This window comes from Halococcus sediminicola (genome assembly GCF_000755245.1).
GTDB lineage: Archaea > Halobacteriota > Halobacteria > Halobacteriales > Halococcaceae > Halococcus > Halococcus sediminicola.
In genome coordinates, this window is record NZ_BBMP01000022.1 from 245,093 (window position 1) to 269,950 (window position 24,858).

General features: G+C 66.3%; 29 protein-coding genes. 12 read left to right on the plus strand and 17 right to left on the minus strand.

Going from position 1 to position 24,858, the window contains the following annotated elements:
- Position 1 precedes the first annotated feature (1 nt).
- Entirely contained in the window at positions 2-463 is a 462-nt protein-coding gene (locus tag ACP97_RS10385) for a PaaI family thioesterase (RefSeq protein ID WP_049997752.1), read from the minus strand.
- An 87-nt stretch (positions 464-550) separates the two neighbouring features.
- On the opposite strand from ACP97_RS10385, the gene ACP97_RS10390 reads away from it, so the two are divergent.
- A complete protein-coding gene (locus tag ACP97_RS10390; RefSeq protein ID WP_049997753.1) occupies positions 551-991 on the plus strand; it encodes a DUF4385 family protein in 441 nt (146 codons plus the stop codon).
- Positions 992-1,003: 12 nt separating this feature from the next.
- Here the strand turns inward: ACP97_RS10390 and ACP97_RS10395 are convergent, their stop codons facing one another.
- Positions 1,004-2,179: an AI-2E family transporter gene (locus ACP97_RS10395; RefSeq protein WP_079977614.1), complete on the minus strand. Its 1,176-nt coding sequence runs from the start codon at positions 2,177-2,179 to the stop codon at positions 1,004-1,006.
- 48 nt (positions 2,180-2,227) lie between these two features.
- On the minus strand, positions 2,228-3,097 hold the full coding sequence (locus ACP97_RS10400) for a hypothetical protein (RefSeq protein ID WP_049997754.1): 870 nt from the start codon (positions 3,095-3,097) through the stop codon (positions 2,228-2,230).
- Positions 3,098-3,252: 155 nt separating this feature from the next.
- On the opposite strand from ACP97_RS10400, the gene ACP97_RS10405 reads away from it, so the two are divergent.
- Together ACP97_RS10405 and ACP97_RS10410 are read left to right on the plus strand one after the other, a co-directional pair.
- Positions 3,253-3,930 (plus strand): lipoate--protein ligase family protein, encoded by a 678-nt coding sequence (locus ACP97_RS10405; RefSeq protein WP_049997755.1) that lies wholly within the window; start codon positions 3,253-3,255, stop codon positions 3,928-3,930.
- A gap of 24 nt (positions 3,931-3,954) precedes the next feature.
- A complete protein-coding gene (locus tag ACP97_RS10410) occupies positions 3,955-5,268 on the plus strand; it encodes a dihydroorotase (RefSeq protein WP_049997756.1) in 1,314 nt (437 codons plus the stop codon).
- Here the strand turns inward: ACP97_RS10410 and ACP97_RS10415 are convergent.
- The 5 genes from ACP97_RS10415 to ACP97_RS10435 form a co-directional block, all read right to left on the minus strand.
- Positions 5,257-5,601 (minus strand): DUF7268 family protein, encoded by a 345-nt coding sequence (locus tag ACP97_RS10415; protein ID WP_049997757.1) that lies wholly within the window; start codon positions 5,599-5,601, stop codon positions 5,257-5,259. The genes ACP97_RS10410 and ACP97_RS10415 overlap by 12 nt on opposite strands.
- A 13-nt stretch (positions 5,602-5,614) precedes the next feature.
- A complete protein-coding gene (locus ACP97_RS10420) occupies positions 5,615-6,580 on the minus strand; it encodes an ABC transporter permease (RefSeq protein WP_049997758.1) in 966 nt (321 codons plus the stop codon).
- 10 nt (positions 6,581-6,590) lie between these two features.
- Complete coding sequence (locus ACP97_RS10425) at positions 6,591-7,643, minus strand: ABC transporter permease (protein WP_049997759.1); 1,053 nt, start codon at positions 7,641-7,643, stop codon at positions 6,591-6,593.
- Between the two features lie 114 nt (positions 7,644-7,757).
- A complete protein-coding gene (locus tag ACP97_RS10430; protein ID WP_049997760.1) occupies positions 7,758-9,512 on the minus strand; it encodes an ABC transporter substrate-binding protein in 1,755 nt (584 codons plus the stop codon).
- Positions 9,513-9,571: 59 nt separating this feature from the next.
- Positions 9,572-12,058: an ABC transporter ATP-binding protein gene (locus ACP97_RS10435; protein WP_049997761.1), complete on the minus strand. Its 2,487-nt coding sequence runs from the start codon at positions 12,056-12,058 to the stop codon at positions 9,572-9,574.
- An 81-nt stretch (positions 12,059-12,139) separates the two neighbouring features.
- On the opposite strand from ACP97_RS10435, the gene ACP97_RS10440 reads away from it, so the two are divergent.
- Positions 12,140-12,589 carry a DUF7529 family protein gene (locus ACP97_RS10440; RefSeq protein WP_049997762.1) on the plus strand — a complete coding sequence of 150 codons (450 nt, stop codon included), beginning with the start codon at positions 12,140-12,142 and terminating at the stop codon, positions 12,587-12,589.
- 1 nt (position 12,590) lies between these two features.
- Here the strand turns inward: ACP97_RS10440 and ACP97_RS10445 are convergent, their stop codons facing one another.
- Positions 12,591-13,220 (minus strand): DUF5806 family protein, encoded by a 630-nt coding sequence (locus ACP97_RS10445; RefSeq protein WP_049997763.1) that lies wholly within the window; start codon positions 13,218-13,220, stop codon positions 12,591-12,593.
- Between the two features lie 90 nt (positions 13,221-13,310).
- Between ACP97_RS10445 and ACP97_RS10450 the strand changes: the two genes are divergently transcribed.
- From ACP97_RS10450 to ACP97_RS21050, 3 genes are all read left to right on the plus strand, one after another.
- Entirely contained in the window at positions 13,311-13,667 is a 357-nt protein-coding gene (locus ACP97_RS10450) for a universal stress protein (protein ID WP_049997764.1), read from the plus strand.
- Positions 13,664-14,182: a GNAT family N-acetyltransferase gene (locus ACP97_RS10455; protein ID WP_049997765.1), complete on the plus strand. Its 519-nt coding sequence runs from the start codon at positions 13,664-13,666 to the stop codon at positions 14,180-14,182. The genes ACP97_RS10450 and ACP97_RS10455 overlap by 4 nt, the downstream gene beginning before the upstream one ends.
- A gap of 65 nt (positions 14,183-14,247) precedes the next feature.
- Complete coding sequence (locus ACP97_RS21050; protein WP_272913447.1) at positions 14,248-14,382, plus strand: hypothetical protein; 135 nt, start codon at positions 14,248-14,250, stop codon at positions 14,380-14,382.
- Between the two features lies 1 nt (position 14,383).
- Here the strand turns inward: ACP97_RS21050 and ACP97_RS10460 are convergent, their stop codons facing one another.
- Positions 14,384-14,824 carry a universal stress protein gene (locus tag ACP97_RS10460; protein ID WP_049997766.1) on the minus strand — a complete coding sequence of 147 codons (441 nt, stop codon included), beginning with the start codon at positions 14,822-14,824 and terminating at the stop codon, positions 14,384-14,386.
- Positions 14,825-14,905: 81 nt separating this feature from the next.
- On the opposite strand from ACP97_RS10460, the gene ACP97_RS10465 reads away from it, so the two are divergent.
- Positions 14,906-15,337, plus strand: a complete 432-nt coding sequence (locus ACP97_RS10465) for a universal stress protein (RefSeq protein WP_049997767.1) — start codon at positions 14,906-14,908, stop codon at positions 15,335-15,337.
- Between the two features lie 38 nt (positions 15,338-15,375).
- Positions 15,376-16,452, plus strand: coding sequence for a DHH family phosphoesterase (locus ACP97_RS10470; RefSeq protein WP_049997768.1), 1,077 nt, complete (start codon positions 15,376-15,378; stop codon positions 16,450-16,452).
- A gap of 46 nt (positions 16,453-16,498) precedes the next feature.
- Here the strand turns inward: ACP97_RS10470 and ACP97_RS10475 are convergent, their stop codons facing one another.
- Genes ACP97_RS10475 through ACP97_RS10490 form a run of 4 tightly spaced genes read right to left on the minus strand, consistent with a single transcriptional unit; the run spans position 16,499 to position 18,755 of the window.
- Positions 16,499-17,353: an NAD+ synthase gene (locus tag ACP97_RS10475; protein WP_049997769.1), complete on the minus strand. Its 855-nt coding sequence runs from the start codon at positions 17,351-17,353 to the stop codon at positions 16,499-16,501.
- Positions 17,354-17,410: 57 nt separating this feature from the next.
- Positions 17,411-17,881: a DUF5807 family protein gene (locus ACP97_RS10480; protein WP_049997770.1), complete on the minus strand. Its 471-nt coding sequence runs from the start codon at positions 17,879-17,881 to the stop codon at positions 17,411-17,413.
- Positions 17,882-17,919: 38 nt separating this feature from the next.
- Positions 17,920-18,351, minus strand: a complete 432-nt coding sequence (locus ACP97_RS10485) for a DUF7112 family protein (RefSeq protein ID WP_049997771.1) — start codon at positions 18,349-18,351, stop codon at positions 17,920-17,922.
- Positions 18,348-18,755, minus strand: a complete 408-nt coding sequence (locus ACP97_RS10490; protein WP_049997772.1) for a 30S ribosomal protein S6e — start codon at positions 18,753-18,755, stop codon at positions 18,348-18,350. Before ACP97_RS10490 ends, ACP97_RS10485 begins: the two co-directional genes overlap by 4 nt.
- A 120-nt stretch (positions 18,756-18,875) precedes the next feature.
- Here ACP97_RS10490 and ACP97_RS10495 point away from each other — a divergent pair, with 120 nt between their 5' ends.
- Both ACP97_RS10495 and ACP97_RS10500 read left to right on the plus strand, forming a co-directional pair.
- Positions 18,876-19,967: a hypothetical protein gene (locus ACP97_RS10495; protein WP_049997773.1), complete on the plus strand. Its 1,092-nt coding sequence runs from the start codon at positions 18,876-18,878 to the stop codon at positions 19,965-19,967.
- A gap of 45 nt (positions 19,968-20,012) precedes the next feature.
- On the plus strand, positions 20,013-21,257 hold the full coding sequence (locus ACP97_RS10500) for an MBL fold metallo-hydrolase (protein WP_049997774.1): 1,245 nt from the start codon (positions 20,013-20,015) through the stop codon (positions 21,255-21,257).
- Here ACP97_RS10500 and ACP97_RS10505 read toward each other — a convergent pair whose 3' ends face one another.
- Complete coding sequence (locus ACP97_RS10505; protein WP_049997775.1) at positions 21,258-22,208, minus strand: oxidoreductase; 951 nt, start codon at positions 22,206-22,208, stop codon at positions 21,258-21,260.
- 86 nt (positions 22,209-22,294) lie between these two features.
- Here ACP97_RS10505 and ACP97_RS10510 point away from each other — a divergent pair, with 86 nt between their 5' ends.
- Positions 22,295-22,687 (plus strand): hypothetical protein, encoded by a 393-nt coding sequence (locus ACP97_RS10510; RefSeq protein WP_049997776.1) that lies wholly within the window; start codon positions 22,295-22,297, stop codon positions 22,685-22,687.
- Between the two features lie 36 nt (positions 22,688-22,723).
- On the opposite strand, the gene ACP97_RS10515 is transcribed toward ACP97_RS10510, so the two are convergent.
- Positions 22,724-23,008, minus strand: coding sequence for a DUF6360 family protein (locus ACP97_RS10515; protein WP_049997777.1), 285 nt, complete (start codon positions 23,006-23,008; stop codon positions 22,724-22,726).
- Positions 23,009-23,014: 6 nt separating this feature from the next.
- Positions 23,015-24,787, minus strand: a complete 1,773-nt coding sequence (locus ACP97_RS10520) for a nitrite/sulfite reductase (RefSeq protein ID WP_049997778.1) — start codon at positions 24,785-24,787, stop codon at positions 23,015-23,017.
- Between the last annotated feature and the right edge of the window lie 71 nt (positions 24,788-24,858).

Consider the following 24,858-nt stretch of genomic DNA (forward strand, 5'->3'; position numbering starts at 1 on the left):
GTCAGTTCCGGAAGAGCCGGTAGGCTCCCTGGCCGGTGGCGACGGCTTTGCTCTCGCCGTCGGGTGCGTCGCTCTCGACGGTCACCGTGGAAACGCCGACGCTCGACCCTGCGCGGATCACCTCGGCGGTCGCCGTGAGGTCGCTGCCGGCGGGACGGAGGTAGTTGAGATTCAAATTGATGGTCGCCACGTCGTCGTTCATCGGGTCGTCGAGGAAGGGCCGGAGCGCGATGCCACCGGCGGTGTCGATGAGTGTCGCGGCGATACCGCCGTGGATGCGCGCTGGCGTCTCGCCGCCCTCGCCCGGCCGCGAGTTCGTCAGTTTCTCGTCGAACGGGATGGTCATCACGAGCGTTCCGTAGTCCATCGACTCGACTTGCGTGCCGAGCCACGAGAGATAGCCGTGGGCGTCGATGTAGCGCTGGAGCAGGTCGGTCGTCTGCTCTGGGATTTCGTCGCTCATGACGATGCGTGACCGGCGAACGGTTTGTACCCGTCGGTAGCGTCAACCGACCGATAGCCTCAGGCGAGCGCGGACCTTCATCCAGCCATGACCGACGGCCCGGAGTACGACGTCGATTTTCGCGCCCAGCCCGAACAGTACGACGTCGGCCGCGGTGAAGAGGGCGTTTTCAAAGTCGAGCCGTACAAGAGCGAACTGCTCGACCTGTGGGGGTACGCCGACCGCGAGACCGCCGACGAGGCGGGCGAAAGAATCTACGAGAAGTACCGAGAGTACCGCGAGCGCGAGGAGTTTCCGGGGATGGACATGGCGCGCAAGTACCTTCAGATGGGCTATACGCGGGCGATGCGATACGCGCGCTATCCCGGCGGGCAGAAATACCGTGATGGCAAAGAGCGCGACCCCGAGTTCTGGGCCGACCACGACAAGCGCGAGGCGGCCCTCGTCTACGAGGTGTGGTGGGAGATGGTCGAAGACGACGAGCGCTATCGGGAATTGAAAACACGCCACCGCGAGCAGTACGACTGAACGGCGCGAGCCTCAGTGCTCGTTCGTGTCGTCTTCCGTCTCGACCGACGTTTCGTCGTCGGCTGTCCCCTCCTCGGTCGGCGTCCGAACAGCGGTCCGGCGTCGGTCGGGACCGACCATCCGGGGGAAGACGAGTTCGAGGAACTGAACGACGACGACCATCAGTAGTGGTCCGAGGAAGATGCCGTACCAGCCGAATATCGGCGGACCGAGCAGGTACGCGAACATGATCAGCCCGTTGTGGAACAGCCGCCCGGAGAGGTACGGTCGGATGTAGGTGCGGACGAGGTTGTCGAAGACGAGTCCCATCAGCACGTAGAACAGCACCGGAAACCACAGCCGCGTCGGGTCGGTCCGCAGCGCGATCAGCGAGAGATAGGCGACGATGACGACGTAGACGATGGAGCGGCCGACGAGCGGCACGACCGTCGCGAGACCGGTCGCCACGGCCGCGAGAACCGGCTGTGGAATCGCGAGTCCCGGCGGCGCGAGGAGGTTGAGTGCGGTGTAGATGAGCGCCGAGAGGACCATGATGGCGAAGATCGTGAGCGTGTAGCCGAAGAACACCGAGTCCAGCCCGCGGTCGACCGCCCGGAGGTACTCGTCGGTGGTGGTCCCCTCGCCGACGACGTTCGCCCGGACCCAGCCGGCGAGTCGGTCCTCGTCGCGCACGAGGAAGAACACGAAGATCAGCGCGAGAAACCCGTTGTACGCCTGTGCGGCTGACGCCCCGACGACGCCCTGCACCCATCCGAGCGCCGACTGGACGGACGGGTCGCCGAGCAAATCGGTCGCCGCACGGTACAGTTGGTCGGGGGCGGTCGGAATCACTCCCGTATCGAGGCCGGGAGCGAGCGTTTCGAGCAAGGTCTCGACGTCCGCCGGCCGGACCGCCGAGAGCTGTCCGACTGCGACGGCGACGAGGAGCGCGAGGATCGTGACGAACGGCAGGACGATGACGAGCATCGTCAGCCCGGCGGTCACGCTCGGTGAGCCGATACGGGACCCGAGCCGCCTGTTGATCGGTCGTGCGACGTAGTAGAGGAAGACGCCGAAGACGAGCCAGCCCACGTAGGCATCGAGAGTCACGACCAGCACGGCCGCCAGCACGGCGGCGAACAGCCACCATCCGACCCCCGGACGAACCGGTTCGTCCGGGGGCCGATCTCCCTGCCCTTGCTCGCCCATGCGGACGTATTGACTATCTTAGTATTATGAGCATCGGTCGCGTCACTCTCAGCCGAGTCGCACCGGGTCGTTGCTCGGACGGAGTTCCACCGCTACCTCCTCGCCGACGGCGAACGCCCGGTCGGGACAGACGAGTTTCGCGCCGAAGGTCTCGCGGGCACAGAACAGCGACAGTCCGGTGATCGGGTCTCCGTCGACGAGGACCGCGAGACCGTTCCATTCGACGGTACGGCCCGAGGCATGGCCGATCTGTCGACCCAGCAACGATACCGGCCCAGCCCCGCCGCCGAACGCTCCCGCACCCGCGTAGTGGACGAGACCGCCGTCGAGAACCGCCCCGCCGTCGCTCGCGAGACCTACGAACCGCTCGCCCGGCGCGGGGTGAGCGGGTGCGTCGAGGACGGCGTAAGTCTCGCCGGTCTCGACGACAGTCCCCGAACCGTCCCACGCCAGCCCCTCGATGTCGACGTCGATAGTGAGCGGTTCGGAGCCGCTCGCCCGGTAGGGGTTCGCTTCGGAATCGCGGAGTTCGAGGTGCACGTGGTCGTCGACCCACGGCGCGAAAAAGCCCGCACGGACGAGTGTGCCCATCTCGTCGCCAATGTCGAGCGTGTCGCCCGGTTCGACTGCCGGCTCGACGTGGAGGATACGGGCGACGTGCTCGCCCGTATCGACGAGCACGAGATGATCGTTTTCGGCGGCATAGGGTTTCGGCGGTGCACGAACAGTACGAGTATCGAGCACCCTGCCGGCGACGGGCGCGGGGGCCGGCGAGCGCGTGCCGTCGGTGGTCGGGCCGAAGCCCGGGTTCGGGTAGAGATCGATGGCACAGCCCCAGTCGTGGGCGGCGTAGGGCGAGTTGTACAGCGAGAAGCGCCGGTAGTGTGAGAGCGCGTCCGCCGGGAGGGTGACGGCCATCGTCGATAGAAGGACCCGTGGGAGTTTATACGGACGGTTGTGGCTCCGTACCGCGATGCGAAGCCGAAGGGGTATCGACGGCGAAGTACTCCCGCGAGGGTTCCGCCGAAAGCACTCACGACAGCCCCAATACCCCTCCCGCTCGTAAATCGACCATGCGCGTCTTCGACGGCCGGACTGCGGACATCGAGGCGGACAGGGAGCGGACCCGGGCGATGTTCGCGTTCACCAAAGAGACCGGCGAACCGGCCGTGCGCGCGTGGGTTCCGCACCGACAGGTCGCCTTTGGCCGGCGCGACGCCCGCGCGGCGGGCTACGAGCGGGCGAAATCGGCCGCCGAGGAGCGAGATTTCCCGGCCGTCGAGCGCTCGGTCGGTGGCCGGGCGGTCGCCTATACTGGTTCGACGGTCGCGTTCGCACGGGCCGAACCCACCGACGGGCGGGAGATCCAGCAGCGGTACACGCGGACGACGGACGATCTACAGAGCGCCTTTCGCCGTCTCGGCGTCGAGGCACGTCCCGGCGAACCACCGGATTCGTTCTGTCCGGGGTCGCACTCGCTGCAAGCCGACGGCAAGATTGCAGGGCTTGCCCAGCGCGTCACGGGCGAGGGGGCGCTCGTCGCCGGCATCGTCCTCACCCGCGACGCCGACGAGATAGCAGGGGTGCTCGACCCCGTATATACCGCGCTCGACGTCCCGTTCGACCCAGGTAGCGTGGGCAGCATCGAACGCGCCGGCGGCGAGAGCGAGCCCGCGACCGTCGCCGACGAGATCGAGAGTGCGCTCGTCGAAGGCTATCGTGAATCCAACGGAAGCGACCGACAGGATTAGGCCCGCAGGCACGCCAGCGAAGGCATGTTGATTCGGGACGCGACGCTCGCCGACGGCCGCCGGCGCGACGTTCGTATCGAGGGCGAACGCATCGCCGCCGTCGGCCACGGGCTGTCAACGGCGACCGACGAGACGGTGATCGACGCCGACGGGAAGCTCCTCCTGCCGGGGATGATAGATTCACACGTCCACTTCCGCCAGCCGGGGTTCCCCGAAAAGGAGACGTGGGCGAGCGGCAGTCGGGCGGCGGCAGCGGGCGGCGTCACCACCGTGGTGGATCAGCCGAACACCCAACCGCCGACGGTCGATGGGGAAAGTTTCGCCGAAAAGCAGGAACTGGCCGCCGATTCGTTGGTGGATTTCGGCATCAACGGCGGTGTCACGCCCGACTGGTCGCCCAGAGAGCTGTTCGAGCGGCCGCTGTTGGCCCTCGGCGAAGTCTTTCTCGCGGATTCCACAGGTGAAATGGGAATCGACGCCGATCTGTTCGCGGCGGCCGTCGAGCGGGCCACCGAGCGGGACGTTCCCGTGACCGTCCACGCCGAGGACGCCAGCGAGTTCGACGAGAGTGTGTTGTCGAGTACGGAGACCACGAGCGCGAAAGAGCACGCGGACGCCGATGTGTGGAGCGCCTTTCGGACCGCGGAGGCCGAACTCGCCGCCGTCGAGCGCGCCTGCGAGGTCGGTCGAGAGGCGGGCGCACGGCTCCACATCGCCCACACGAGCACCCCCGAGGGCATCGATCGCGCGGATGAGTCGGGCATGACCTGCGAGGTGACGCCCCATCACCTCCTGCTCTCGCGCGACGACCTCGACGAACTGGGAACGCAGGGACGGATGAACCCGCCGCTGCGGAGCGAGGAGCGACGGGAGACTGTGTATCAGCGCGTCGCCGACGGGGTAGTCGAGATGGTGGCGACCGACCACGCGCCCCACACCCTCGCCGAGAAGGACACGGGGATCTGGGACGCTCCGAGCGGTGTGCCGGGCGTCGAGACCGCGCTGCCGTTGCTGTTGGCCGAGGCTCGTGCGGGAAAACTGAGTTACGAGCGCGTACGCGACCTCACGGCGGCGAACCCGGCGCGCGTGTTCGACCTGCCACGAAAGGGAGGCATCGAGGCAGGCAAAGACGCCGACCTCGCCCTGTTCGACCCCGACGAAACCCGCGAGATTCGTGGTGCGGATCTCCACTCGAAGGCTGGCTGGACGCCGTTCGAGGGTCGGGAGGGTGTGTTCCCGGAATGGACGATGGTGCGCGGAGAGATGGTTTACGAGCGGGACGAAAACGGGGAACGGTTCGGCGATGTACGCGGGGCGAACGTTCGGTCAGGCGAGTAACGTCGTTCCGAGTACGACGCCGACCATCACGCCAGCGCCGAAGCCCGCGATGCGAGCCATTGCCCGCCGGGAGTCGCGTTCGGTCCAGTCGGAACCCGCGTCGAGATAGCGCTGGAGCGCCTCGATAGCGCCGCCGGCGAGCACCGACCCCGACCAGCCGAGCACGCCGAAGCCGAGCGCGAGCGCGCCGACCGCGAAGGTCTGTGTGCTGGCAAAGCGAAGCGTCCGCAGGCCGGCGAGCACGACGAGTGCGAGACCTCCCACGAGAATGCCGGTCGCACCCGCCGTGGCGAGCAGTCGGATCCGCGGGCGGAGCCACGCGCGCGGCGTCATCCGGCCGACGACATCAGTCGATGGCCTCGCGCATCCGCGGGTCGAGCGCGTCGCGCATCCCGTCCCCGAGGAGATTGAAGCCCAGTACCGTGATGGCGAGCAGGAGACCGGGGAAGAACGACCACCACCACTGGCCCGTGAGTAGCCCCTGCTCAACACCGTTCGAGAGCATCAGCCCCCACGATGGCGTGCCCGTCGCCGCGCCGAAGCCAAGAAACGAGAGCGCCGCGAGATCGATGATGGCCAGCCCGAAATTGAGTGTGCTCTGGACGGTGATGGGCGCGAGGCAGTTCGGCAGGATGTGCCGGACGATGACCCGCGGGTCGGTCGCGCCGAGTGCGACCGTAGCATCGACGTACTCGTCTTCGAGCACCGCGAGCGCCGCGCCGCGGATGACGCGGGCGAATCGCGGGGTGTAGACCAGCGTGAGCGCGGCGACCGCCCGCCAGAGCCCGAGTCCGTCGGGGAAGATGGCGACCAGCGCGAGTGCCAACAGGAGCGAGGGGAAGGCGAGCAGCACGTCCATCGTTCGCATCACGACGTTGTCGGTGAGGTCGCCGAAGTAGGCCGCGACGATGCCGAGACCCACACCCGCGATCGTGGAGACGCCGACCGTGATCGTCCCGTAGAGCATCGCGTACCACGCGCCGTAGAGCACGCGCGGGAAGATGTCGCGGGCCTGGCCATCCGTCCCGAAGGGATACTCGAAGAAACCGACCGTCTGGGGACCGCTCCCGAAGAGGTTCGCCCACCAGCCCGGAGCCTGTCGGGGCGGGTTCTGGCCGAACTGCGTCAGCGAGATGGCTTCGAGGTCGATGAACAGCCGGGCGTAGATCGCGACGACGACCATCACGAAGATCACGGTGAGCCCGGCGAGCGCGAGGCGATTCGACAGCAGGTCCGAGAGAAACGGCGAGGCGCGCAGTCGGTCGAGGACGCCGCGCGTTTGGCCGCTCCGAGTCTCCGTTTCGGTGCTCATGGCTGTCCTCTCATTGTTGTATCCTCGGATCGAGCGCGGAGTAGGTGATGTCCACGCCGAGATTGACGAGCGTGAACAGGAAGGCGAATACCAATACTGTGCCCTGCACCACCGGATAGTCGCCGACCTCGATGGCCTGCACCAGGAGGGTGCCGATGCCACCGATGCCGAAGACAGTCTCGGTCAACACCGCCCCACCCAGCAGCGATCCGAACTGGATGCCGATCACGGTGATGACGGGAATCATCGCGTTGCGGAGACCGTGTTTCATGAGTGTGATCTTCGCCCCCTGGCCCTTCGCCCGGGCGGTGCGGATGTAGTCCTGTCTGATGACTTCGAGCATCGACGAGCGCATCATCCGCGAGATGAGTGCCATCGAGTAAATCCCGATCGTCGCCGCCGGCAGTATCATGTGCTCAACCGCCGAGAAGAAGGGCGCGAAGTTCGAGGGCTGAAAGCCGCTTGAAAGCGTCTCCACGACACCGTTTATCAAGGTATCGACCGTGATGAGACCGGTGATGGTGTCGATGGTGAAGCGCTGGGCGTCGATGCGACCGCTCGTCGGCAGCCACCCCAGGATCTGCGAAAAGAGCAGGATGACGAGCGGGCCGCTCCAGAAGATGGGAATCGAGATGCCCGAGAGTGCGCCCACGCGGGTGAGGTGGTCGGTGAGCGTATCCTGTTTGATCGCACTGATGATGCCAAGCGGGATCCCCAGCAGAACGCCGATGAGCTGGCCGTAGAGCGCGAGTTCGAGCGTGACGGGGAGTTTGTTCACGAGGATCGTACTGACCGGCGTGTTGCGCTGGATGATGTAGGAGTCACCGAAGTCGAATCGAGCGACGTCCGCGAGGAAGCGCCCGTACTGCACCCAAATGGGGTCGTTCAGTCCGAGTTCGCGTTCGATCTGCCGCACGAACGCCTCGGAGGCACGCTGGCCCGCGATCACTCGGGCCGGGTTGCCCGGCGAGAGCTGGAGGATGGCGAAGACGAGCGTCGCAACCCCGAAGAGAACGGGGACGAGGAGCAACAGCCGTTTGACCACGAACCGCAGCGATACCATTACGCCGAAGGCTGGACGGCAACGGTATAAACTTCCCGTTCGTTCGTGGGCGTTTTTGGAACACGGCGGCCGCTCACGACCGGGGAGCGGTCGACGCGAGCGGTCGACGAGCCGTCAGTTGACCGTGACGAGTCGGAGGAACGGCCCGCCGATGGCCGCGACCGTGTAGTTCGAGACGCGACCGGACACGCCACGGAGCTCCTTCGCGTGATCGATGAACACCCACGGCGCTTCGTCGCGAGCGATCTTGTTCGCCTGTTCGTACTTCTTGCGCCGGGTCGCCTCGTCGTAGGTCGCCTGCCCTTCCTCGACGAGTTTCATGTACTCACGATTTGCCCACGCCGCGCGATTCGAGGTGTTGTAGCCCTCGGTGTCGAAGCTCACCCAATCCTGTCCTTGGGTGAGTTTGCTCTTGTCTACCTGCGGGTGCAACAGGACATAAAGGAAGTTGTCCGGGTCGGCGTTGTCGGTGTACCAGCCGAGGAAACAGGCGTCGTGTTTGCCCTGGGCGGTGTATTCGAGGAACGGATCGAACGACATCTGGTTGATCGACACGTCGATACCGATCTCCGAGAGGTTCGACTTGACAGTCTGAGCCGTCGGCAGCGGCGAGGGATTGTAGCCGCGCGGGTTCTTGAACGTCGCCAGTTCGAACGAGAAGCCGTCGCCGTAGCCCGCCTTCTCCAGCAACGATTTGGCCTTCTCGACGTTCTGTGGGTAGGGATTCAGGTTCTTGTTGTGACCGAGCACGGCCGGCGGCACGGGCTGGGCGGCCTGTTCGGCAAAGCCCGCGTAGATCTGATTAACGATGGCCTTGGTGTTGACCGCGTAGCTGATCGCCTTGCGCACCTGCTTGCTCTGGAACGGCTCGACGTTCATGTTGAACGCCATGTAGCCCGTGTTGATGCCCTCGACCGAACGGAGCTGTGCGCCCTCCGCACCCTGTACCTGCTGGGATGACTGTGCGCCGAGTCCGTCGGCGATGTCGACCTCGCCGTTGGCGAGCGACTGGGCGCGCGTCGAGTTCTGGCCGATGGTCTCGAAGACCACTTCCGAAACCTGCGGTCCCTTGCCCCAGTAGTCGTTGTAGGCCGACAGCCGAATGACCTCGTTGCCGTCGTCGAGGTTCTTGAGTTCGAACGCGCCCGTCCCGACGGGCTTCTTGCTGAGCTTGATGCTGTCGTCCTCGATGGCTTTCTTCGAGTGGACGGCTGCCGCGAAGATGGCCAGGTTCCGCAGGAACGGTGCGTACTTCTGGGTCAGCGAGATGGTGAGGTTGTAGTCACCGTCGGCCGAGATGTCCTTCACCCAGTCGCCGAACGTGAACGGCCCGTAGGCCGAGACGTAGTCGTCGCCGGCGTAGTACTGGTACTCCGTGTCGACGAACCGCCGGAAGGTGGCGATGAAGTCGTCGGCGGTGAACTCCTCGCCGTTGTGGAAGGTGACGCCTTCACGGAGTTTCAACGTCGCCTTCTTGCCCTCCAGACTGTAATCGGTCGCCAGTTCGCTGGTCAGTTTGGCCTTGCCCGGCACGAAGCCGATGAGCGAGTCGTAGATCTGCTCGGTGACTTTGGCGACCTCGCCGCTGGTCGAGTTCTGGAAGTCGAGCGTCGGCGAGTGACTGCCGCGTGCGTACGCGAGCGTGCCGCCGCCCCCGCCACCGCCGCCACCGCTCTGGTTGCCGCCACCGCCACCGCCACCGCCACCACCGCTACCACCGCCGGAGCCGTTACCGCCTCCGCCACCACCGCCGGAGCCGTTGTCGTCGCCGGTCTGGCCGCCGAGACAGCCCGCGATGGCCGTCGCGGCGGCCGCACCGCCGGCGGCTTTCAGGAAAGAACGTCTGTCCGTGCTGCTATCGGATGGCATGTGACGAACTGACGAGAGAGCCTTAATAAGAGTACCGGATAAATTTGCGCCGCGATCGGTTACTCGGTGTTCTCCGGTTGGTCGTAGAGATGACAGGCCGCCGGATGAGCCTCCTCTTGCAGCGCGGGTCGTTGTCGTTCACAGACGCTCTCGAATCGCTCGCGCAGCACCGACGCAGCCTCGTCCCACTCGCCCGCGGCGACGTGCTCGAAGGAGGCCTCGATGACCGTTCTGGATTTTCCGTCGAGTTCGTCGGCGTGCTCGAACAGTCCCTCCCAGAGCGCCCGCGTCGGCACGCCACCGCCGTCGGCCGCGACCGCCCGGTCGGCGTCGGCTTCGGCCCGCACGTCGTCGACCGAAATCGACTCGCGCTCGACGCGCTCGCGGTAGTCCATCACCTCACGATAACTCTCTTGAGGGATGTCTAGATTCTCCGGCGGGATGACCGACGGACACCGGGTTCTGAACCGACAGCCGGACGGCGGGTCGATGGGGCTCGGCACGTCGCCTTCGAGCACCATCCTGTCGGTGTCGCTCGTCGGGTCGGGTTCGGGAATCGACGAGAGTAGTGCTCGCGTGTAGGGATGTTTCGGGTCGGCGAACAGTTCTTCGGTGCCAGCGACCTCGACGATCTCGCCAAGATACATCACAGCCACGCGGTCGCAGATGTGGCGCACGACCGAGAGGTCGTGGGCGATGAACAGGAAGGTGAGTCCGAACTCCTCCTGGAGGTCTTCGAGGAGATTCAGGATCTGGGCCTGTACGGAGACGTCGAGCGCGCTCACGGGTTCGTCACAGACGATGAAATCGGGATCGACGGCCAAGGCCCGGGCGATGCCGACGCGCTGGCGCTGCCCACCGGAGAGTTCGTGCGGGTAGCGCTCGCGCTGTGAGGGATCGAGTCCCACGGCCTCGATGAGTTCGTCGACGCGCTCGCGACGGCTCTGTCCGGTCGAGTCACCCGCCGAGTCGGGCAGGTCGTGGATCTTCAAAGGTTCGGCGATGGTCGCGCCCACGTTCATCCGCGGGTCCAGACTGCTCATCGGGTCCTGGAAGATCATCTGCATCTCGCGGCGCTTCGCCCGGAGTTCGTCCTTGTCGAGGGTACCCAAGTTCTCGCCGGCGAAGACCACCCGCCCGTCGGTGGGTTCGAGCAGTCGCAGCAGCGTTCGCCCGGTCGTGGATTTCCCACAGCCCGACTCGCCAACCAGCCCGAGCGTTTCGCCCTCGTAGACCTCGAAGTCCACGCCGTCGACCGCTCGCACCGGCCTGTCGTCGCCGCCGAGCCACGAGTCGAGCAGATCGTCGGCCTGCGAGAAGTGTTTTTCCAACCCCTCGACGCTGAGCAGCGGTCCGGTCGCGCCCTCCCGGACGGCGGCGCTCTCCGTAGTCCGGGTGGCGCGCTCGTCGGTCGCCGCCACCCCCTCCTCGACGCCGTACTCGCTCGTGTCGAAGTCCTCCAGAATGCACTTCGAGCGGTGGTTCACCTCCTCGGGACCGTGCTGGAGATAGGGAATCTCGCCCTCGCGGCACTCGGGTTGGGCCCACGGACAGCGCGGCGCGAAGTTACAGCCCTCGGGCAGGTCCACGAGGTCGGGGACGTTCCCCTCGATCGGCGTCAGGCGGTCGGCGTCCTCGCTTGGGATGGATTCGAGCAGCGTGTAGGTGTAGGGATGAGAGGGATTAGCGAAGATCTCCTCGACGGGACCCTCCTCGACGATCTCGCCGGCGTACATCACTGCTACTCGGTCGCAGGTCTCGGCCACGACGCCGAGATCGTGAGTGATGAAGAGGACGGACATCCCGAACTCCTCCTGGAGGTCGTTGATGAGGTCGAGGATCTGGGCTTGGATGGTGACGTCGAGCGCCGTCGTCGGTTCGTCGGCGATCAACAACTGGGGTCGACAGGCGAGTGCGATGGCGATGAGCACCCGTTGACGCATCCCGCCCGAGAACTCGTGGGGGTACTCGTCGACGCGCGCGGCGGGTTCGGGGATGCCGACCTCGGCGAGCATCTCGACGGTGTCGTCCAAAATTTCATTATCGATATCGGAGCCGGTTCGGGGCAGGATTTCGCGGACGGCGTTCAGCCACGAGTCCTTCCGTCGACCGCCGTACTGGTGGAGGCGGAGGCTCTCGGCGACCTGCTCGCCGACGGGAATAGCGGGATTGAGCGACGTCATCGGGTCCTGAAAGATCATGCTCATCTCGCCGCCGCGCACCGCCCGCATCGCGTCCTCGGGTGCACGCGTGAGGTCGACGGTCCCCGCTTCGGGGTCGGTGAACCCCTCACCGTACTCGTCGGCGAACGAGCGCGCGAGGTCCGCGTCGTGGAATTCGACCGTGCCGTCGGCGACGGTTCCGGGGTTGTCGACCAGCCCCATCGCCGACAGCGCCGTCACCGACTTGCCCGACCCGCTTTCGCCGACCAGTCCGACGGTCTCGCCGCTCTCGATGGTGAGGTCGAGACCGTCGACGGCCTTGACGGTACCGCGGTCGGTGGCGAACTGCGTCCGCAGGCCCGATATCGAGAGGAGGTCACTCACGCCGTGGCGTTTGGAACCGTGGTATATACGTTTGCCGCAACCGAAAGGAAGGCTTTTGCTCGCCACCCCCACACGAAGCCTGTGTCCGAGAACAACCCGTTCGAGCGCGTCGCCGAACCGTGGGAGGCGGTCGTCGCGGATATGGAAGCCACGGCCGATGGCTACCGCGAGGCCGACTGGGAAGTCCTCGAACTCCACCCCGGCGACGTCACGGTGGACGAACAGGGACTCGACGTGCTCGTGCCCGGCGACGAGTTCGAGACGTTGGAGTCACGCACCGCCGACGCGGCCTTCGACACTTACGAAGTCTACCGCGCCGCCGAATCAGAGATGGTCTTCGCGCTGGTCGTGCTCGAAGATACCGAAACCGAGCGCGCGGTCTGTTGTCCGATCTACTACGAACGCGAGGCAATCGAGGGAGTGCGCGAGCGTATCGGCGACGGTGTGCTCTACACCCACATCCGTCCGCTGAACGACGACCGCATGGTGACGTTCAGCTACGAAGAGCCCGAACTGTTCGTTCCGGAGTGAGTCAGTCCGAAGCGTCGGCGGCATCGTCCGTGGCGGCGTCGCTCGCCGTGAACTCCTCGCCGCAGTGCGGACAGGTGAGTTCGTCGTGGCGCAGCGCCGCGCTTTGGGCGCGCACCTCGCGCATCGTACTGGAGATACGCTCCTCGCCATCGAGTTCCGCGCCGACCGCGAGGTCGACGCCCTCGACTTCCAGCAGGAACTTCGCCACCTCGGTCGCCTCGTACATCACGTCGTCCAACTGCTCGGCGGTGAAGAAATCACACATCGCCCCGTACAGAAAGGTCGCGCCCGCCTTGCGGACTTTCTCCTCGAAGGCCGCCCGCGCCTGATTGACGGCTTGTGGGGTGTAGGTGTCGGTCATGAACGGGACGAGTTCGGGGAGATGGTTCCCGATCTTCGTCATCTCGACGCCGGTCTCGGTGCGAAAGTCCGCACAGAGCCGGGCGATGGCCCACTCGCGGGCGGTGATGTAGGTCCGGTCGCGCAGGAAGTCGTTGGCCCGCTCGTAGCGCGCGCCGTCCATCTTCGTGAATCGCTCGTAGCGGCGCACGTCCTCGGGGATCTCGATGTCATCGACGTCGGTATCCCCGTTCTCGGCGGGTGCTGTGGGCGATGGTGAGTCCTCGGTCATTGCTCGGGATTGCGAGCGCCCGGGAAAAAGCGTGTCGTGTCCCGGCATGGGCAACACAACGGTTTTGCCCCGACCGCCCCATCGCTCGGCATGAACGTCGTAGTGGGTATCGACGGCAGCGACGATTCGTTCGCCGTCTTCGAGCGCGCCGTCACTCGCGCACGCGAGACCGGCGACGACCTCACCGTGGCACTCGTCGAGAGCACGCTGGACGATGCGACGGTGGTCGCACGCCGCGTCCGCGAGACGCTCGGTGAGACGGGCCTCGACGCCGCGATACAGCACGTCGCCGGCGACGGCGAACTGGTCGAGCTAGCCGATAGGGAGGGCTTCGACAGGCTCGTCGTCAGCGGCGGCGAGCGGACGCCGACCGGGAAGCTCTCGTTCAGCCGGACCACCGAGTTCGTCCTCATGAACGCCGACACGTCGGTGACGCTCGCGCGATGAACCGTCCCTATCCCGACGAGCGCGCCGACGGGTTCGAGCGCCCACCCATCCGGTTCACCGACGCCCACGACCGCGACATCCGGATCGAGGTCTACACCGACGCCGACCGCACGGCGCTCGCGGAGATGTACGTCTCCTTCGACCCCGCCGACCGCGCACAGGGCATCCCGCCGACCGAGCGCGGGGCCATCGAGGAGTGGCTCGACACCATCCTCGACGGCAGCTACAACGTCGTCGCCAGCCACGGCGAGGAGTGCGTCGGCCACGCGACGCTCGTGCCCGACGGGGAGGCCTCCTACGAACTCGCCATCTTCGTCCTCGACACCCACCAGCAGGCCGGCGTCGGCTCGCGGCTGCTCGAGGGGTTGCTCGGTCACGCCGAAGCCGAGGGCGCAGAGCGCGTCTGGCTCACCGTCGAGCGCTGGAACGGTCCCGCCATCGCCCTCTACCGGAAGGTCGGCTTCGAGACCTGCGACAGCGAGAGCTTCGAGATGGAGATGTCACTGCGTTTGTAACCCCGTCAAAGCAGGCATGCAATCGCATGCCACGGTGTTAGGGTGGCGGAAGCCGTACGCGACACATGTCACCGTACCAGCGCTGTCCGTACTGTGAGACGGCCATCGAGATCGTCTCCGACGACAAGCGGCGGCTGAGGCGTCACATCCGCGTCGAGCACACGGAACGCGAACCGGCCGAGCGCCGTCGGGCGACCTAACTCAGACCGAGAGCACGGGCTGGGTCGCGTACTGGAGGACGTACTCGGCGGCGCGCCCGAGCGGTTCGTCGGGGTCGCCCGAGACCGGTTCGCGCGGGATGACGATGAAATCGACCGCGACGTCCTCAGCGGCATCGAGCACCACACTGCCGGGGTGGCGGGTCTTCATCGTCGGCGAGAAGCCGTAGGCCGACGAGTGCGTCAGCGAAACGCTCTCGGGAGCGAGCGCACGCGCCTCCTCGATGAACGCCTCGCTGGCGGCAGCGACGGCGTCGTCGCCCTCGCCGAAGGCGGCCTCGCGGGCGTGCTCCTCGTCGACGACGTACAGCGCGTGGACGCCGGCGTCGTATCGTTCGGCGATGGCGACGGCGTATTCGACGGCGCGCATGGATTTGTCGCTGCCATCGACCGGCGTAAGGACGGTCTCGACCGCGAGCGTCATGGCGGTCCATCGCGGTCGGCACGCAAAAATCCACCGAGAGCGGCGCGCGGGCTTTATGCCGCGAGAAGTGAAAACGGAGGTATGTTCGAGACTGTGGTCATCGCAACCGACGGCTCGGAGAGTGCGGGGCGGGCGGTCACGGCCGCACTCGACCTCGCCCACCGCTTCGATGCCGACGTCCACGCGCTGTACGTCGTCGAGGAGGACGACATCGCCGCCGCACCGGAGGACGTCCGCGAACGCCTCCGGACGGCGCTCGAAGACAGCGGCGAGGAGGCCGTCGCGAGCGTCCGCGCGGCCGACGGGAGCGTGACGACCGCCGTCCGGGAGGGCCATCCGGCCGAGGAGATCAGACGGTACGCCGACGACCACGACGCCGACCTCGTGGCGACCGGTACGCGCGGCCGCCACGGCGAGTACCGCTTCGTCCTCGGGAGCGTCGCCGAGGCGCTCGTCAGGAATCTGACCATCCCGGTGCTCACCGTTCGTCAGCTCGAAAGCCAGGAGGGCTGAAGCGAGGAGTACTTCGGCGGCGATGGCTTGTGAGGGGTATGAACGACCGACTCATCGACGACGAGGGGCTTTCGCTGGCCCGGAAATCGCTGCTACCGGGCACGGGCTTTTTCCATCCCGACTCGTTCGACGCCGAGCGCGCCGAGCGCGAGACCCGTGACGCGGTCACGGGTGCGGAGCGTGTCGTCGTCGCCGACCCGGACGCCGACGGACTGGCCTGCGTTGCCCTCATCCGGGAGACGTTCGGCCCGACTGCACTCGTGCCGGCCGGTCCCCACGAGTTGAGCGACGCCATCGACCGGGTGGCCGACCACCTCGAACCGGACGCACGGGTGTTCGTCTGTGACCTCGTGCCCGACGACTTCCACTACATCGCCGGGCAGTTCGAGCGGCTCACGGAGCGCGCCAGCGAGGTGAGCTGGTTCGATCACCACCAGTGGGACGAGACGGACATGGAGAAGGTGCGCAGCCACGGCGCACGCCTCGTCGTCGGCGACAGTGAGAAGGTGTGCTCGGCCGACGTCACCCTCGAAGCGCTCGACCACGAGTTCGACGCCCGATACACCGACCTCGCCGCCGTGACCCGCGACCACGATCTCTGGCTGCGCGAGGATCCTCGTAGTGATGATCTCGCGGATTTCGCCTACTGGGCCGATCCCGAGGAGTACGTCGCAACCGTCAGCGAGCACGGTGCGGACCTCCCCGCCGACATCGAGATATATCTCGACGAGCAACGCGTCGAGAAGGAGGCGCTCATCGAGCGGGCGGTTGAACGGGCGGAATTCGAGGACGTCGGTCCGTGGACGGTCGGCGTCACCTACGGGCGCTGCTCACAGAACGAAGTCTGTGAGGCACTGCGCGAGGCGGGGGCCGACGCCGCCGTCGTGGTCAAGCCATCGGGCAGCGCCTCGATCCGCGGCACTGAGAACTTCGAGCGCTGTCACGAGGTCGCCGGACAGGTGAACGGGGGCGGTCATCCGAAGGCCGCCGGCTGCAAACCCGACATCTACGACGACATGCTCGACTACGCCCACCACTGGACGACCCGCGGTGCGGTGACCAAACGGGTGATACTCGAAGCGTTCGGGCGGCTAGCCGAGGAAGACGGAGAATAGCTCGGCAACCAACGAGAAGCCTCAATCCACACGCCGATACTCGTAACTAGGAATCGGAACTCGGCGTCGGTGGCGCGGTCCGTTTGTGTTCGTTCTCGCGGTACATCTCCCGGATGTGTTCGACGGTCTCGGGCGTCGTCTCGGCGATGTCGGCGACTGCAGCGGTCGGAACGTCGCCGTCAATGGCGAGTGCGAGAATCGCGTCGATGGTGTCGTATTCGACGCCGATCTCCTCCTCGTCGGTCTCGTAGTCGACCATTCCGCCAGTGGGGGTCTTCTGGACGAGTTCCGCGTCGGCCCCGAGGTCGGCGGCGAGCTGGCGGACCTGCTGTTTGTAGCAGTTGCCGATCGGATTGCAGTCGACGCCGCCGTCGCCGTACTTGGTGACGTAGCCGAGCGCGAGTTCGACGCGGTTGCCGGTGCCGAGCACCAGTCTGTTCTCCTTGTTGGCGACGAGGTAGTTGACGGTCATGCGCACGCGCGCGCTCGTGTTGCCGATGAAGCGGCTCTCCCAGCCGTCGTCGTCGCTCGCATCACCGGCCTCGATGGCGAGGAACTCCTCGACCATCGGGTCGATATCGATGACATCGTAGGGGATTTCGAGGTCGTTGGCGACACGCTCGGCGTCGCTCATGTTCGCGTCGCTGTTGACCTCGCGGGGGAGCACGAGACCGTGAACGGCCTCGCGGCCGAGCGCCTCGACGGCGAGATGGGCGACCGCCGTGCTGTCGACGCCGCCCGAGAGACCGAGCACGACGCCGTCGGCGTCGTGGCGGTCGACTTGCTCTTGGATGAACGACGTGATCCGCTCGCGCTCGGCGGCGAGTTCGTCGCTCGAAAACCGCAGATCGAGCGGTGCTATCTCCGCGTCGAGTTTGCGCCGTTGCTGGGGTGTTTCCACGGCCGTACACGGCCGTCAGCGTATATAAACTGTGTGATGCGCCACGACCCCGATCCGTCAGGACGCGCCGGCGACCCAGCGCTCGGAGTAGACCCCGCCGCACTCGCAGACCGCGTAGGCGTGAATCACGTCGCCCTCGGCGTAGATGCCGCCCACCTCCTCGTTTCGCTCCTCGGCGAAGGCGAAGGCGAACCGTGGGGCGTGCTCGTCGGCGGCGTCGGTGCCGGCGGTGTTGGCATCGTCGGCGTCAGTATCCTCGGTCTCGGGGCAACACCCCGCAAAGGAGTCGAGATCGATCGCTCCCGTCGAATCCATCGCCGCGCTCGCGAGAGTCATCGGGTCGACGCCGGTCGCTCCCTCGAAGGCGCTCCGGCCGCGCTCCGCTTCCAAAACCAGCGAAACGCCCCGTTCTACTCGTTCGCCGTGCTGGGCGAGCATGCCGAGGTCCGAGACGGCCGATTCGGCGAAAAAGACGAGCACGTCCTCGGGGCGCTCGCCGTCGATGAACTCGCGTCGGTCGGGATTCATGCGGGTGTTACGCGCAGGCCGGACAAAAGGCCGGTGAATCAGCGCTCGTCCGCTTCGAGGTCGCGGGCGATATTCGCAAGTCCCTCGTCGGGCGATTCGACGGCGTCGTAGACGACACGCTCGCCGGGTTCGCGGACGCCGTAGAGAAATCCCACCTCAACCATGTCGACGAGCACGCTCCGCCCGTAGTCGATTCCCGAGGATCGCCGCCACGCTTCGAGGCGATCCTCGCCGTCACGTTCGCGCGCGAGGCGGGCGTTGTCGTACGTGCCGTCGATCGCGACGCCCGACGTGCGAGTGCGCTCGATGCGGGTGTGAAAGACGTCGCCATCGAGAGCGAGACGAACGGTTGTTAGTGGAAAGCGGTCGTCCGTCGGCAGTTCGAGCCGCGAGCGGGTGCGCCCGCGACGGGCGAGCGTCGCGCGCACCGTCTCGACGGACGGATGGTCGCTCGGCAGCCGGTCGGTCACTCGTCGTCTTCGTTCTCGCCCTCGTCCTCGCCGAACAGTTCGTCGACCGACTGGTCGCCGCGGGCGGTGATGGTCGCGTTTATCTGGCGCGTCTCCTCGCCGACCTCGCGTCCGCGGACGGTGACGCGCTTTCGCTCGCCGTCACGGGTGGGGTTGAAGCCTGTCCCGCCCGAGAGCAGGACGGCGTTGAGCGCCGGCCCGGCGATATCCTCGCGCATCGGTCGGCCGGCTGTGTCGGATCCTCCGGTGAGTTCGACGGTATAGCCGTCGAGACCGACCGCACTCCCATCGACCTCGTCGCCGATGGAGCGCCCGACGAAGCGGTTCGCGTCCTGTCCCTCGACCGCACGCTGGTAGGCCGCCCCGTCCTCGGGGTCGGCGACGACGACCGTGAAATCAGCCATGCCCGAGTAAGTCGGTCGGTCTTCAAAAGCGTATTGAAAGCTCCACGGCCGAGTTCGTGCTTTCCGAACACCGTACACAACCAGCAGATTAATATTTACCCCAAATACAGATGGTAAGCAATGACACGACGAACGGTGCTCACGGTCTTCGTCGTCGCGCTCGTGCTGCTGGCCGGCTGCAGCTCGTTCGCCGACGACCCGCTCGATTCCTCATCGGCCAACGGAACCACGGCTGCCACGGAAACACCGTCGACGGCGGCCACGACTTCGCTGGCCACCGAGACGCAAGCGCCGACGGCAACGGCCACCGTCGCAACGGCCACATCGACGGCAACACCGACCGCCACGGACACCGCAACGCCGACGCCGACCGAAACCGCGACCGACACGCCGACGCCGACACCGACGGCCACGGAGACGCCAACGCCAACGCCGACCGCCACGGACACCGCAACGCTGACACCGACCGAAACCGCGACCGACACACCAACCGCGACGGACACGCCGACGGAGACACCGACGCCGACCGAGACCGCGACGCAGGAGTCATCGAACGCGGCCGTCGGACCGGAACCGCCGCTCGACGGCGACAGCATCGCAGACGCCCACATCGACGGGTTGCGAGCGGCCGGAAGCTTCGCCATCGCGGACAGTTCGACGATACAGGGTGGCGAGGGCGAATCGGAGACCGACGACCGCACCGGGCGGGCGGACCTCGATGCGAACACCGCCCGACTGGTTTCGAAGCCGACCGACGAAGCGACCCGCCACACCTACGCCGAAGGGGCGACGGCCTACGAGAAAACCGAGTTCGCGAGCATGGACGAACCGCAGTACGAGGTCTCGGAACTCGGCCGGCCGCTCGCCGGGAGCCTGCTCACCGCCACCGAGATCGCCGAAACCGTTCGCGCGGTCGACTACGAGCGCTCGGAGACCGTCACTCGGGATGGACAGAAACTGGCCGTCTACGTCGCCAACGGCACCGACAGCCTCAGCACTGACGTCCTCTTCCGTGGCGAGGAGATCACGGAGTTCAGTTCGACGCTCGTCGTCGACCCCGAGACGGGCGTCGTCCACACACTGAAGACCGAGCGGACGACCGACAAGTTCAGTTCGGGTGAGCCGAACACCATCACGGAGACGCTCGAATTCTCGAAGGTCGGGTCGGCCGGGGTCGACCAACCCGGCTGGGTCGACGACCTGAAGGAATAGTTCGAAATCGACGGGTCGAAAGCCCGCAAACGAGAACGGCGGGCAATGGACATCGACTTCCTCGGCGGCGCGCGCGAGGTCGGCCGGAGCGCGGTGCTGGTCAACGACGACCTGTTGCTCGATTACGGCATGCAAAGCGGGACGCCGCCCGGCTATCCGGTCGGGTCGGTCGATCCGGAGGCGGTCGTCGTCTCGCACGGTCACCTCGACCACGTCGGGGCGCTCCCGGCGCTGCTGTCGGGCGATGCACGCCCCGCAATCCACTGGACGCCGCCGACGCGCGAACTCGCGCTGACGCTCGCACGCGATACCCTGAAACTACATGGTGGAACCTACGGCTGTCCGTTCACCGAAACCGAACTCCGGCGGCTCACGGAGGTCTCGAAGACCCACGACTACGGTGAATCGTTCGAAGCGGCCGGCCACGAGATCACGCTGTACGACGCCGGACATATCCCGGGGAGCGCACACGTCCTCGTCGATGATGGTGAAACACGGCTCTGTTACACCGGTGACTTCCACACCGGCCATCCGGACCGCGGCCAGCGCCTCGTTTCCCCCTCGACCGCCCGGCCCGACGCCGACGTCGTGATCTGTGAGAGTACCTACTCCGACACCGAACACGACCCCCGCGAGCGCGTCGAGGAACGGTTCGCCGAGAGCGTCAGACGAACCCTCTGGAACGGCGGGACTGTCGTCGTGCCGGCCTTCGCCATCGGTCGGACGCAGGAGCTACTCCTGGTCTGTGCGGCCCACGACATCGATTGCTACGTCGACGGAATGGGGAAAGGCGTCACCGAGATGTGCCGCCGGCATTCGAAGTTCGTCCGCGACGGCGACGCGCTCGATCGGGCGGCGGGCCACGCACGGTTCGTCACCGGGCGCGACGGCCAGCGAGAACGCATCGCCGCCGAGAGCACGGCGATCGTCACCACCAGCGGGATGCTCTCGGGCGGTCCGGCGATGTCGTACATCCCCGAGATTCGGGCGAACCCGACGAATCTGATTGCCATGACCGGCCATCAGGTCGCGGGCACGCCCGGCCGCGAACTGCTCGACACCGGTCGAGCCGAAATCGACGGTCGCGTGATGGCCGTGAGCGCGCGGGTCGAAGCCTACGATTTCTCGGCACACGCCGACCGACGCGGCCTGCTCGCGTTCCTGGATTCGTACCGTGACGCCGAAGTGCTCTGCGTCCACGGCGACCGCTGTCCGGCCTTCGCCGACGAACTACAGGAAGCGGGGTTCGACGCGAGCGCACCCGAGCGCGGCGAGCGGGTCGTGGTCTGACTAGTTCGAATCGAGACCGTAGCGTACGCCGGTCAGCTCCTCGGAGACGTCCCAGAGCCGTTTCGCGGTCGTCTCGTCGTACGAACGGCCGCTGGAGCGCTGTTTCTCGGGATGGCCACGCATATTTTGAAAACCACCCGGGCCGATATACTCGCCGCCGTCGATTTCGGGAGCCGTCGCGGCGTAGAGCATCGGGAGCGCACCCGTCGCGGCGTCCTGTGCGAGCACGGCGTTGGCGGCCTTCATCCCCCACAGCCCCAGCGTCGACCCCGACTGCTCGGGACCGCGCTGCTGGAGGTTCGTGTCGGCGTAGCCGGGATGGCAGGCGACGCTCTCGACGCTCTCGATGCCCGCGCCCCGGAGTCGGCGCTGGAGTTCGTAGGCGAAGAGGAGATTGGCGAGCTTACTCTGGCCGTAGGCCCCCCACTCGTCGTAGGAGTGCGCGCTCTGGAGATCGTCGAAATCGATTTCGCCGTTCTCGTGCAGGCCGCTCGACTGGGTGACGACGCGCGTCTCGCCGTCGGTCCCGCGCAACTGGTCGAGCAGCAGGCCCGTGAGCGCGAAGTGGCCCAGATGATTCACGCCGAACTGTGTCTCGAACCCGTCGGCGGTCTCGCTACGGGGAATCGCCATCACGCCGGCGTTGTTGCAGAGCACGTGCAGGTCGTCGTGCGTGTCGGCGAAACTCGTGGCGAACGCCCGAATCGAGTCGAGGTCCGCGAGGTCGAGTTCGACGACCGTCAGTCGGGTTGCGGGAGCGTCGTCCCGGATACGCTCGCCCGCCGCGACGCCGCGCTCGACGCTCCGACAGGCCAACGCGACGTTCGCGCCGTGTGTGGCGAACGCTCTCGCGGCCTCGAAGCCCAGCCCGCTGTTCGCGCCAGTGACGATCACTGTCTTGTCGCTCATATCGCCCATCCGTTCCGTCGTCCAGTCGTCGTTCGTGCTCATGCACGGTATGAAAGCGGCCCGCGGAAAGCGGTTGGCGTTGCGGCGACGCCACCAAACGTTTTGGTCGTTCTCGGCGAGGAGAGCGCATGGACGACCAACAGGGACTGAACGAGAGTGAGCGGGCGGCGCTCCACGACCTCCAGCTCGGCATCGAACACCTCCACCGGGGCTACGGCCACCTGCTCGCCTTCCACCACGCGGTCGGCCGCGGCATGAACCGCTTCGACGACGCCCGCGAGAAACTCCGCGCGAGCGGGCACGACGAGCACGCCGACGCGCTCCGCGACGACCTCCTCCCGGCGGGCGTCGTCGACGGACAGTGGACCTACGAACTGGTCGAGGCGTTCGTCGACGAGTTCCTGGATCCCGTCGACGAGTTCGAGGCGGCCGTCCGCGAGGAACTGGCCGACGGTCGACGCCACGTCACAGAGGATCGCCAGCGGCGGGCGTGGCGCGAGCGCAGCGAGAAGGACTGGTAAGCGAACGGGCGAGAAGGAGAGGGGGAGGGGGTCGGTTCAGTCGTCGGTCGCGTTCTCGACCGTCTCGGCACGTTCTTCGAGGGCGGCGGCGACCGTCCGGGCCTGCTCTGGCGTGAGTTCGATCTCGTCGGCGTGGGCCGGCACGGCGTCGAGATCGGTGTTGTCGAGTTCGATCTGGAGTTTCACGGCATCGGGGTTCTTCCGATCGGCCGTGACGTTCAGCACCGCGGACGCGTGTTCCTCGAAGCCGTGGCCCTCCGCCCGCCCGTCGAGGAGATCGAGCGTCGTGTAGGCGTTGACCTTCAAAATGCGATCGCTCATCGGCGATCAGTCGTCCGCCGAGATGGGCGTGCCGTCGGCACGGGCCGGCGTCGGCCGGTCGTCCATCTCGTCCTCCTCGGCGTAGGGATACCACGTCATCTTCGTGTTGTGCATGTACGGGTCCTCGTAGTCGGTCTCCGCGGGGTCGGCGAGTTCCTCCAACGCTTCCTCGTCGCGCGCGGCGATGAATTCCCGAAAGCTCTCGTCGTCCGACTCGGCTTCGTAGGCCGCGAGCACGTTCCGGATATAACCTGGCACCTCGTCGGCGGCGACACGCATGGCGATCCAGTCGGCAAAGTGGGGATCCTCACCGAGACCTCCTCCAAGGCCGATGTCGAACGCCTCAACCGGCTCGCCGTCCTTTCTGGTCTTCATTCCTCGAAGACTGATGTCGGCGATCTGGGGCTGGGCACAGGAGGCGGTACAGCCCGAGAGATGGATGTGGAAGTCCTGGATTCCCTCGGGAAGCGCGACGTTCTCCTTCAGCCAGCGGGCGTACCGGACCTGCCGATTCTTCGTCTCGACGATCGACAGCGAGCAGAATTCGGTACCCGTACAGGCAATCGACCCGCGCATGAACGGATGCGGGTCGGGCGAGTAGTCCTCCAGAAGCGGTTCGTCGAGGAACGCGTCGAGGTTTTCCTTCGGAACGTCGGTGACAATGGCGTTCTGGCGCTGGGTGAGCCGCACCTCGCCGGAGCCGTACTCGTCAGCGAGCGTGGCGAGTTCACGGACGTCGCCGGCGCCCATTCGTCCGACCATGACGTTCAACCCCACGTAGTAGTTGCCGTCGGGCTGTTCGCGTACTCCGATGTGGTCGCCGTGCTCGTCCTGTCGGCCCGCGTTGTAGGTGTACTGTTCGCGGAGGTCCTCGCCCGCCGAGGGGAGTTCGTAATCGACGTACTCCTCCTGGAGCGTCTCTCGAATCTTCTCGGTGCCCCACTCGTCGACGAGGAACTTGATGCGGGCGTTGAACCGGTCGTCGCGGTCGCCGTGATCGCGAAAGAGCGCGGACATCCCCGCCGACACCGTGGGGGCGTCCTCGGGCGTACAGAACACGTCGATATCGCGGGCGAAGCGGGGTTCCTTCCGCGAGAGACCGCCGCCGACGCGAACGTTGAACCCCATCGTCTCCTCGCCGTCCACTTCTTTCTGTGCGGGTTCGAACGCGAGATCGTTGATGTCGCCCTGGCCACAGCCCTCGTCACAGCCGGTGACTGAAACTTTCCACTTCCGAGGGAGGTTCTCGTAGGCGTCGTTGCCCTTGAACTCCTCGTGAAGCTCTTGGGCTACTGGCCACGCGTCGACGTGCTCGTGTTCGTCTTTGCCGGCGACCGGACAGCCGACGATGTTGCGCCAGGAATCGCCGCAGGCCTGGATCGTCGACAGCCCGTTGGCTTCGAGTTTCTCGAAGATTTCGGGGACGTCCTCGATCCGGATCCAGTGGAGCTGGATCGACTGGCGCGTGGTCCAGTCGCAGTACGCGCCGCCGAACTCGGGGTTGTCGGCCGGGCCGCGGGCGTACTCGTCAGCGATGTCGGCGACGACTTCGAGTTGACCGGGTTCAAGCACGCCGTTGGGCGTCCCGATCCGCATCATGAAGTAGCTCTCCTGGCCGTTGCGCTGGTGGTACAGCCCCCACCATTTGAACCGCTCGAACCAGGCGTCGTGCTCGTCGTCGGGGATCGACTCCCAGCCCTCCTTGGCGAACTCGAAGAGATGCTCGCGGATCTCCTCGCCATACACATCGTCCTTCCAGCCTTCGACGTTGGTCGGCATACCGTCGCAAGTAGCCCGACTCCTAAACCCTCCTCCGTGGTGTCAAACCTCCCCGCGTCTCGGTGAACGAG

Excerpts from the sequence above, each read along its gene's own strand:
- ACP97_RS10385 (WP_049997752.1), bottom strand. The coding sequence starts at position 463 with ATGAGCGACGAAATCCCAGAGCAGACGACCGACCTGCTCCAGCGCTAC.
- ACP97_RS10390 (WP_049997753.1), top strand. The coding sequence starts at position 551 with ATGACCGACGGCCCGGAGTACGACGTCGATTTTCGCGCCCAGCCCGAA.
- ACP97_RS10395 (WP_079977614.1), bottom strand. The coding sequence starts at position 2,179 with ATGGGCGAGCAAGGGCAGGGAGATCGGCCCCCGGACGAACCGGTTCGT.
- ACP97_RS10400 (WP_049997754.1), bottom strand. The coding sequence starts at position 3,097 with ATGGCCGTCACCCTCCCGGCGGACGCGCTCTCACACTACCGGCGCTTC.
- ACP97_RS10405 (WP_049997755.1), top strand. The coding sequence starts at position 3,253 with ATGCGCGTCTTCGACGGCCGGACTGCGGACATCGAGGCGGACAGGGAG.
- ACP97_RS10410 (WP_049997756.1), top strand. The coding sequence starts at position 3,955 with ATGTTGATTCGGGACGCGACGCTCGCCGACGGCCGCCGGCGCGACGTT.
- ACP97_RS10415 (WP_049997757.1), bottom strand. The coding sequence starts at position 5,601 with ATGACGCCGCGCGCGTGGCTCCGCCCGCGGATCCGACTGCTCGCCACG.
- ACP97_RS10420 (WP_049997758.1), bottom strand. The coding sequence starts at position 6,580 with ATGAGCACCGAAACGGAGACTCGGAGCGGCCAAACGCGCGGCGTCCTC.
- ACP97_RS10425 (WP_049997759.1), bottom strand. The coding sequence starts at position 7,643 with ATGGTATCGCTGCGGTTCGTGGTCAAACGGCTGTTGCTCCTCGTCCCC.
- ACP97_RS10430 (WP_049997760.1), bottom strand. The coding sequence starts at position 9,512 with ATGCCATCCGATAGCAGCACGGACAGACGTTCTTTCCTGAAAGCCGCC.
- ACP97_RS10445 (WP_049997763.1), bottom strand. The coding sequence starts at position 13,220 with ATGACCGAGGACTCACCATCGCCCACAGCACCCGCCGAGAACGGGGAT.
- ACP97_RS10450 (WP_049997764.1), top strand. The coding sequence starts at position 13,311 with ATGAACGTCGTAGTGGGTATCGACGGCAGCGACGATTCGTTCGCCGTC.
- ACP97_RS10455 (WP_049997765.1), top strand. The coding sequence starts at position 13,664 with ATGAACCGTCCCTATCCCGACGAGCGCGCCGACGGGTTCGAGCGCCCA.
- ACP97_RS21050 (WP_272913447.1), top strand. The coding sequence starts at position 14,248 with ATGTCACCGTACCAGCGCTGTCCGTACTGTGAGACGGCCATCGAGATC.
- ACP97_RS10460 (WP_049997766.1), bottom strand. The coding sequence starts at position 14,824 with ATGACGCTCGCGGTCGAGACCGTCCTTACGCCGGTCGATGGCAGCGAC.
- ACP97_RS10465 (WP_049997767.1), top strand. The coding sequence starts at position 14,906 with ATGTTCGAGACTGTGGTCATCGCAACCGACGGCTCGGAGAGTGCGGGG.
- ACP97_RS10470 (WP_049997768.1), top strand. The coding sequence starts at position 15,376 with ATGAACGACCGACTCATCGACGACGAGGGGCTTTCGCTGGCCCGGAAA.
- ACP97_RS10480 (WP_049997770.1), bottom strand. The coding sequence starts at position 17,881 with ATGAATCCCGACCGACGCGAGTTCATCGACGGCGAGCGCCCCGAGGAC.
- ACP97_RS10490 (WP_049997772.1), bottom strand. The coding sequence starts at position 18,755 with ATGGCTGATTTCACGGTCGTCGTCGCCGACCCCGAGGACGGGGCGGCC.
- ACP97_RS10495 (WP_049997773.1), top strand. The coding sequence starts at position 18,876 with ATGACACGACGAACGGTGCTCACGGTCTTCGTCGTCGCGCTCGTGCTG.
- ACP97_RS10500 (WP_049997774.1), top strand. The coding sequence starts at position 20,013 with ATGGACATCGACTTCCTCGGCGGCGCGCGCGAGGTCGGCCGGAGCGCG.
- ACP97_RS10505 (WP_049997775.1), bottom strand. The coding sequence starts at position 22,208 with ATGAGCACGAACGACGACTGGACGACGGAACGGATGGGCGATATGAGC.
- ACP97_RS10510 (WP_049997776.1), top strand. The coding sequence starts at position 22,295 with ATGGACGACCAACAGGGACTGAACGAGAGTGAGCGGGCGGCGCTCCAC.
- ACP97_RS10515 (WP_049997777.1), bottom strand. The coding sequence starts at position 23,008 with ATGAGCGATCGCATTTTGAAGGTCAACGCCTACACGACGCTCGATCTC.
- ACP97_RS10520 (WP_049997778.1), bottom strand. The coding sequence starts at position 24,787 with ATGCCGACCAACGTCGAAGGCTGGAAGGACGATGTGTATGGCGAGGAG.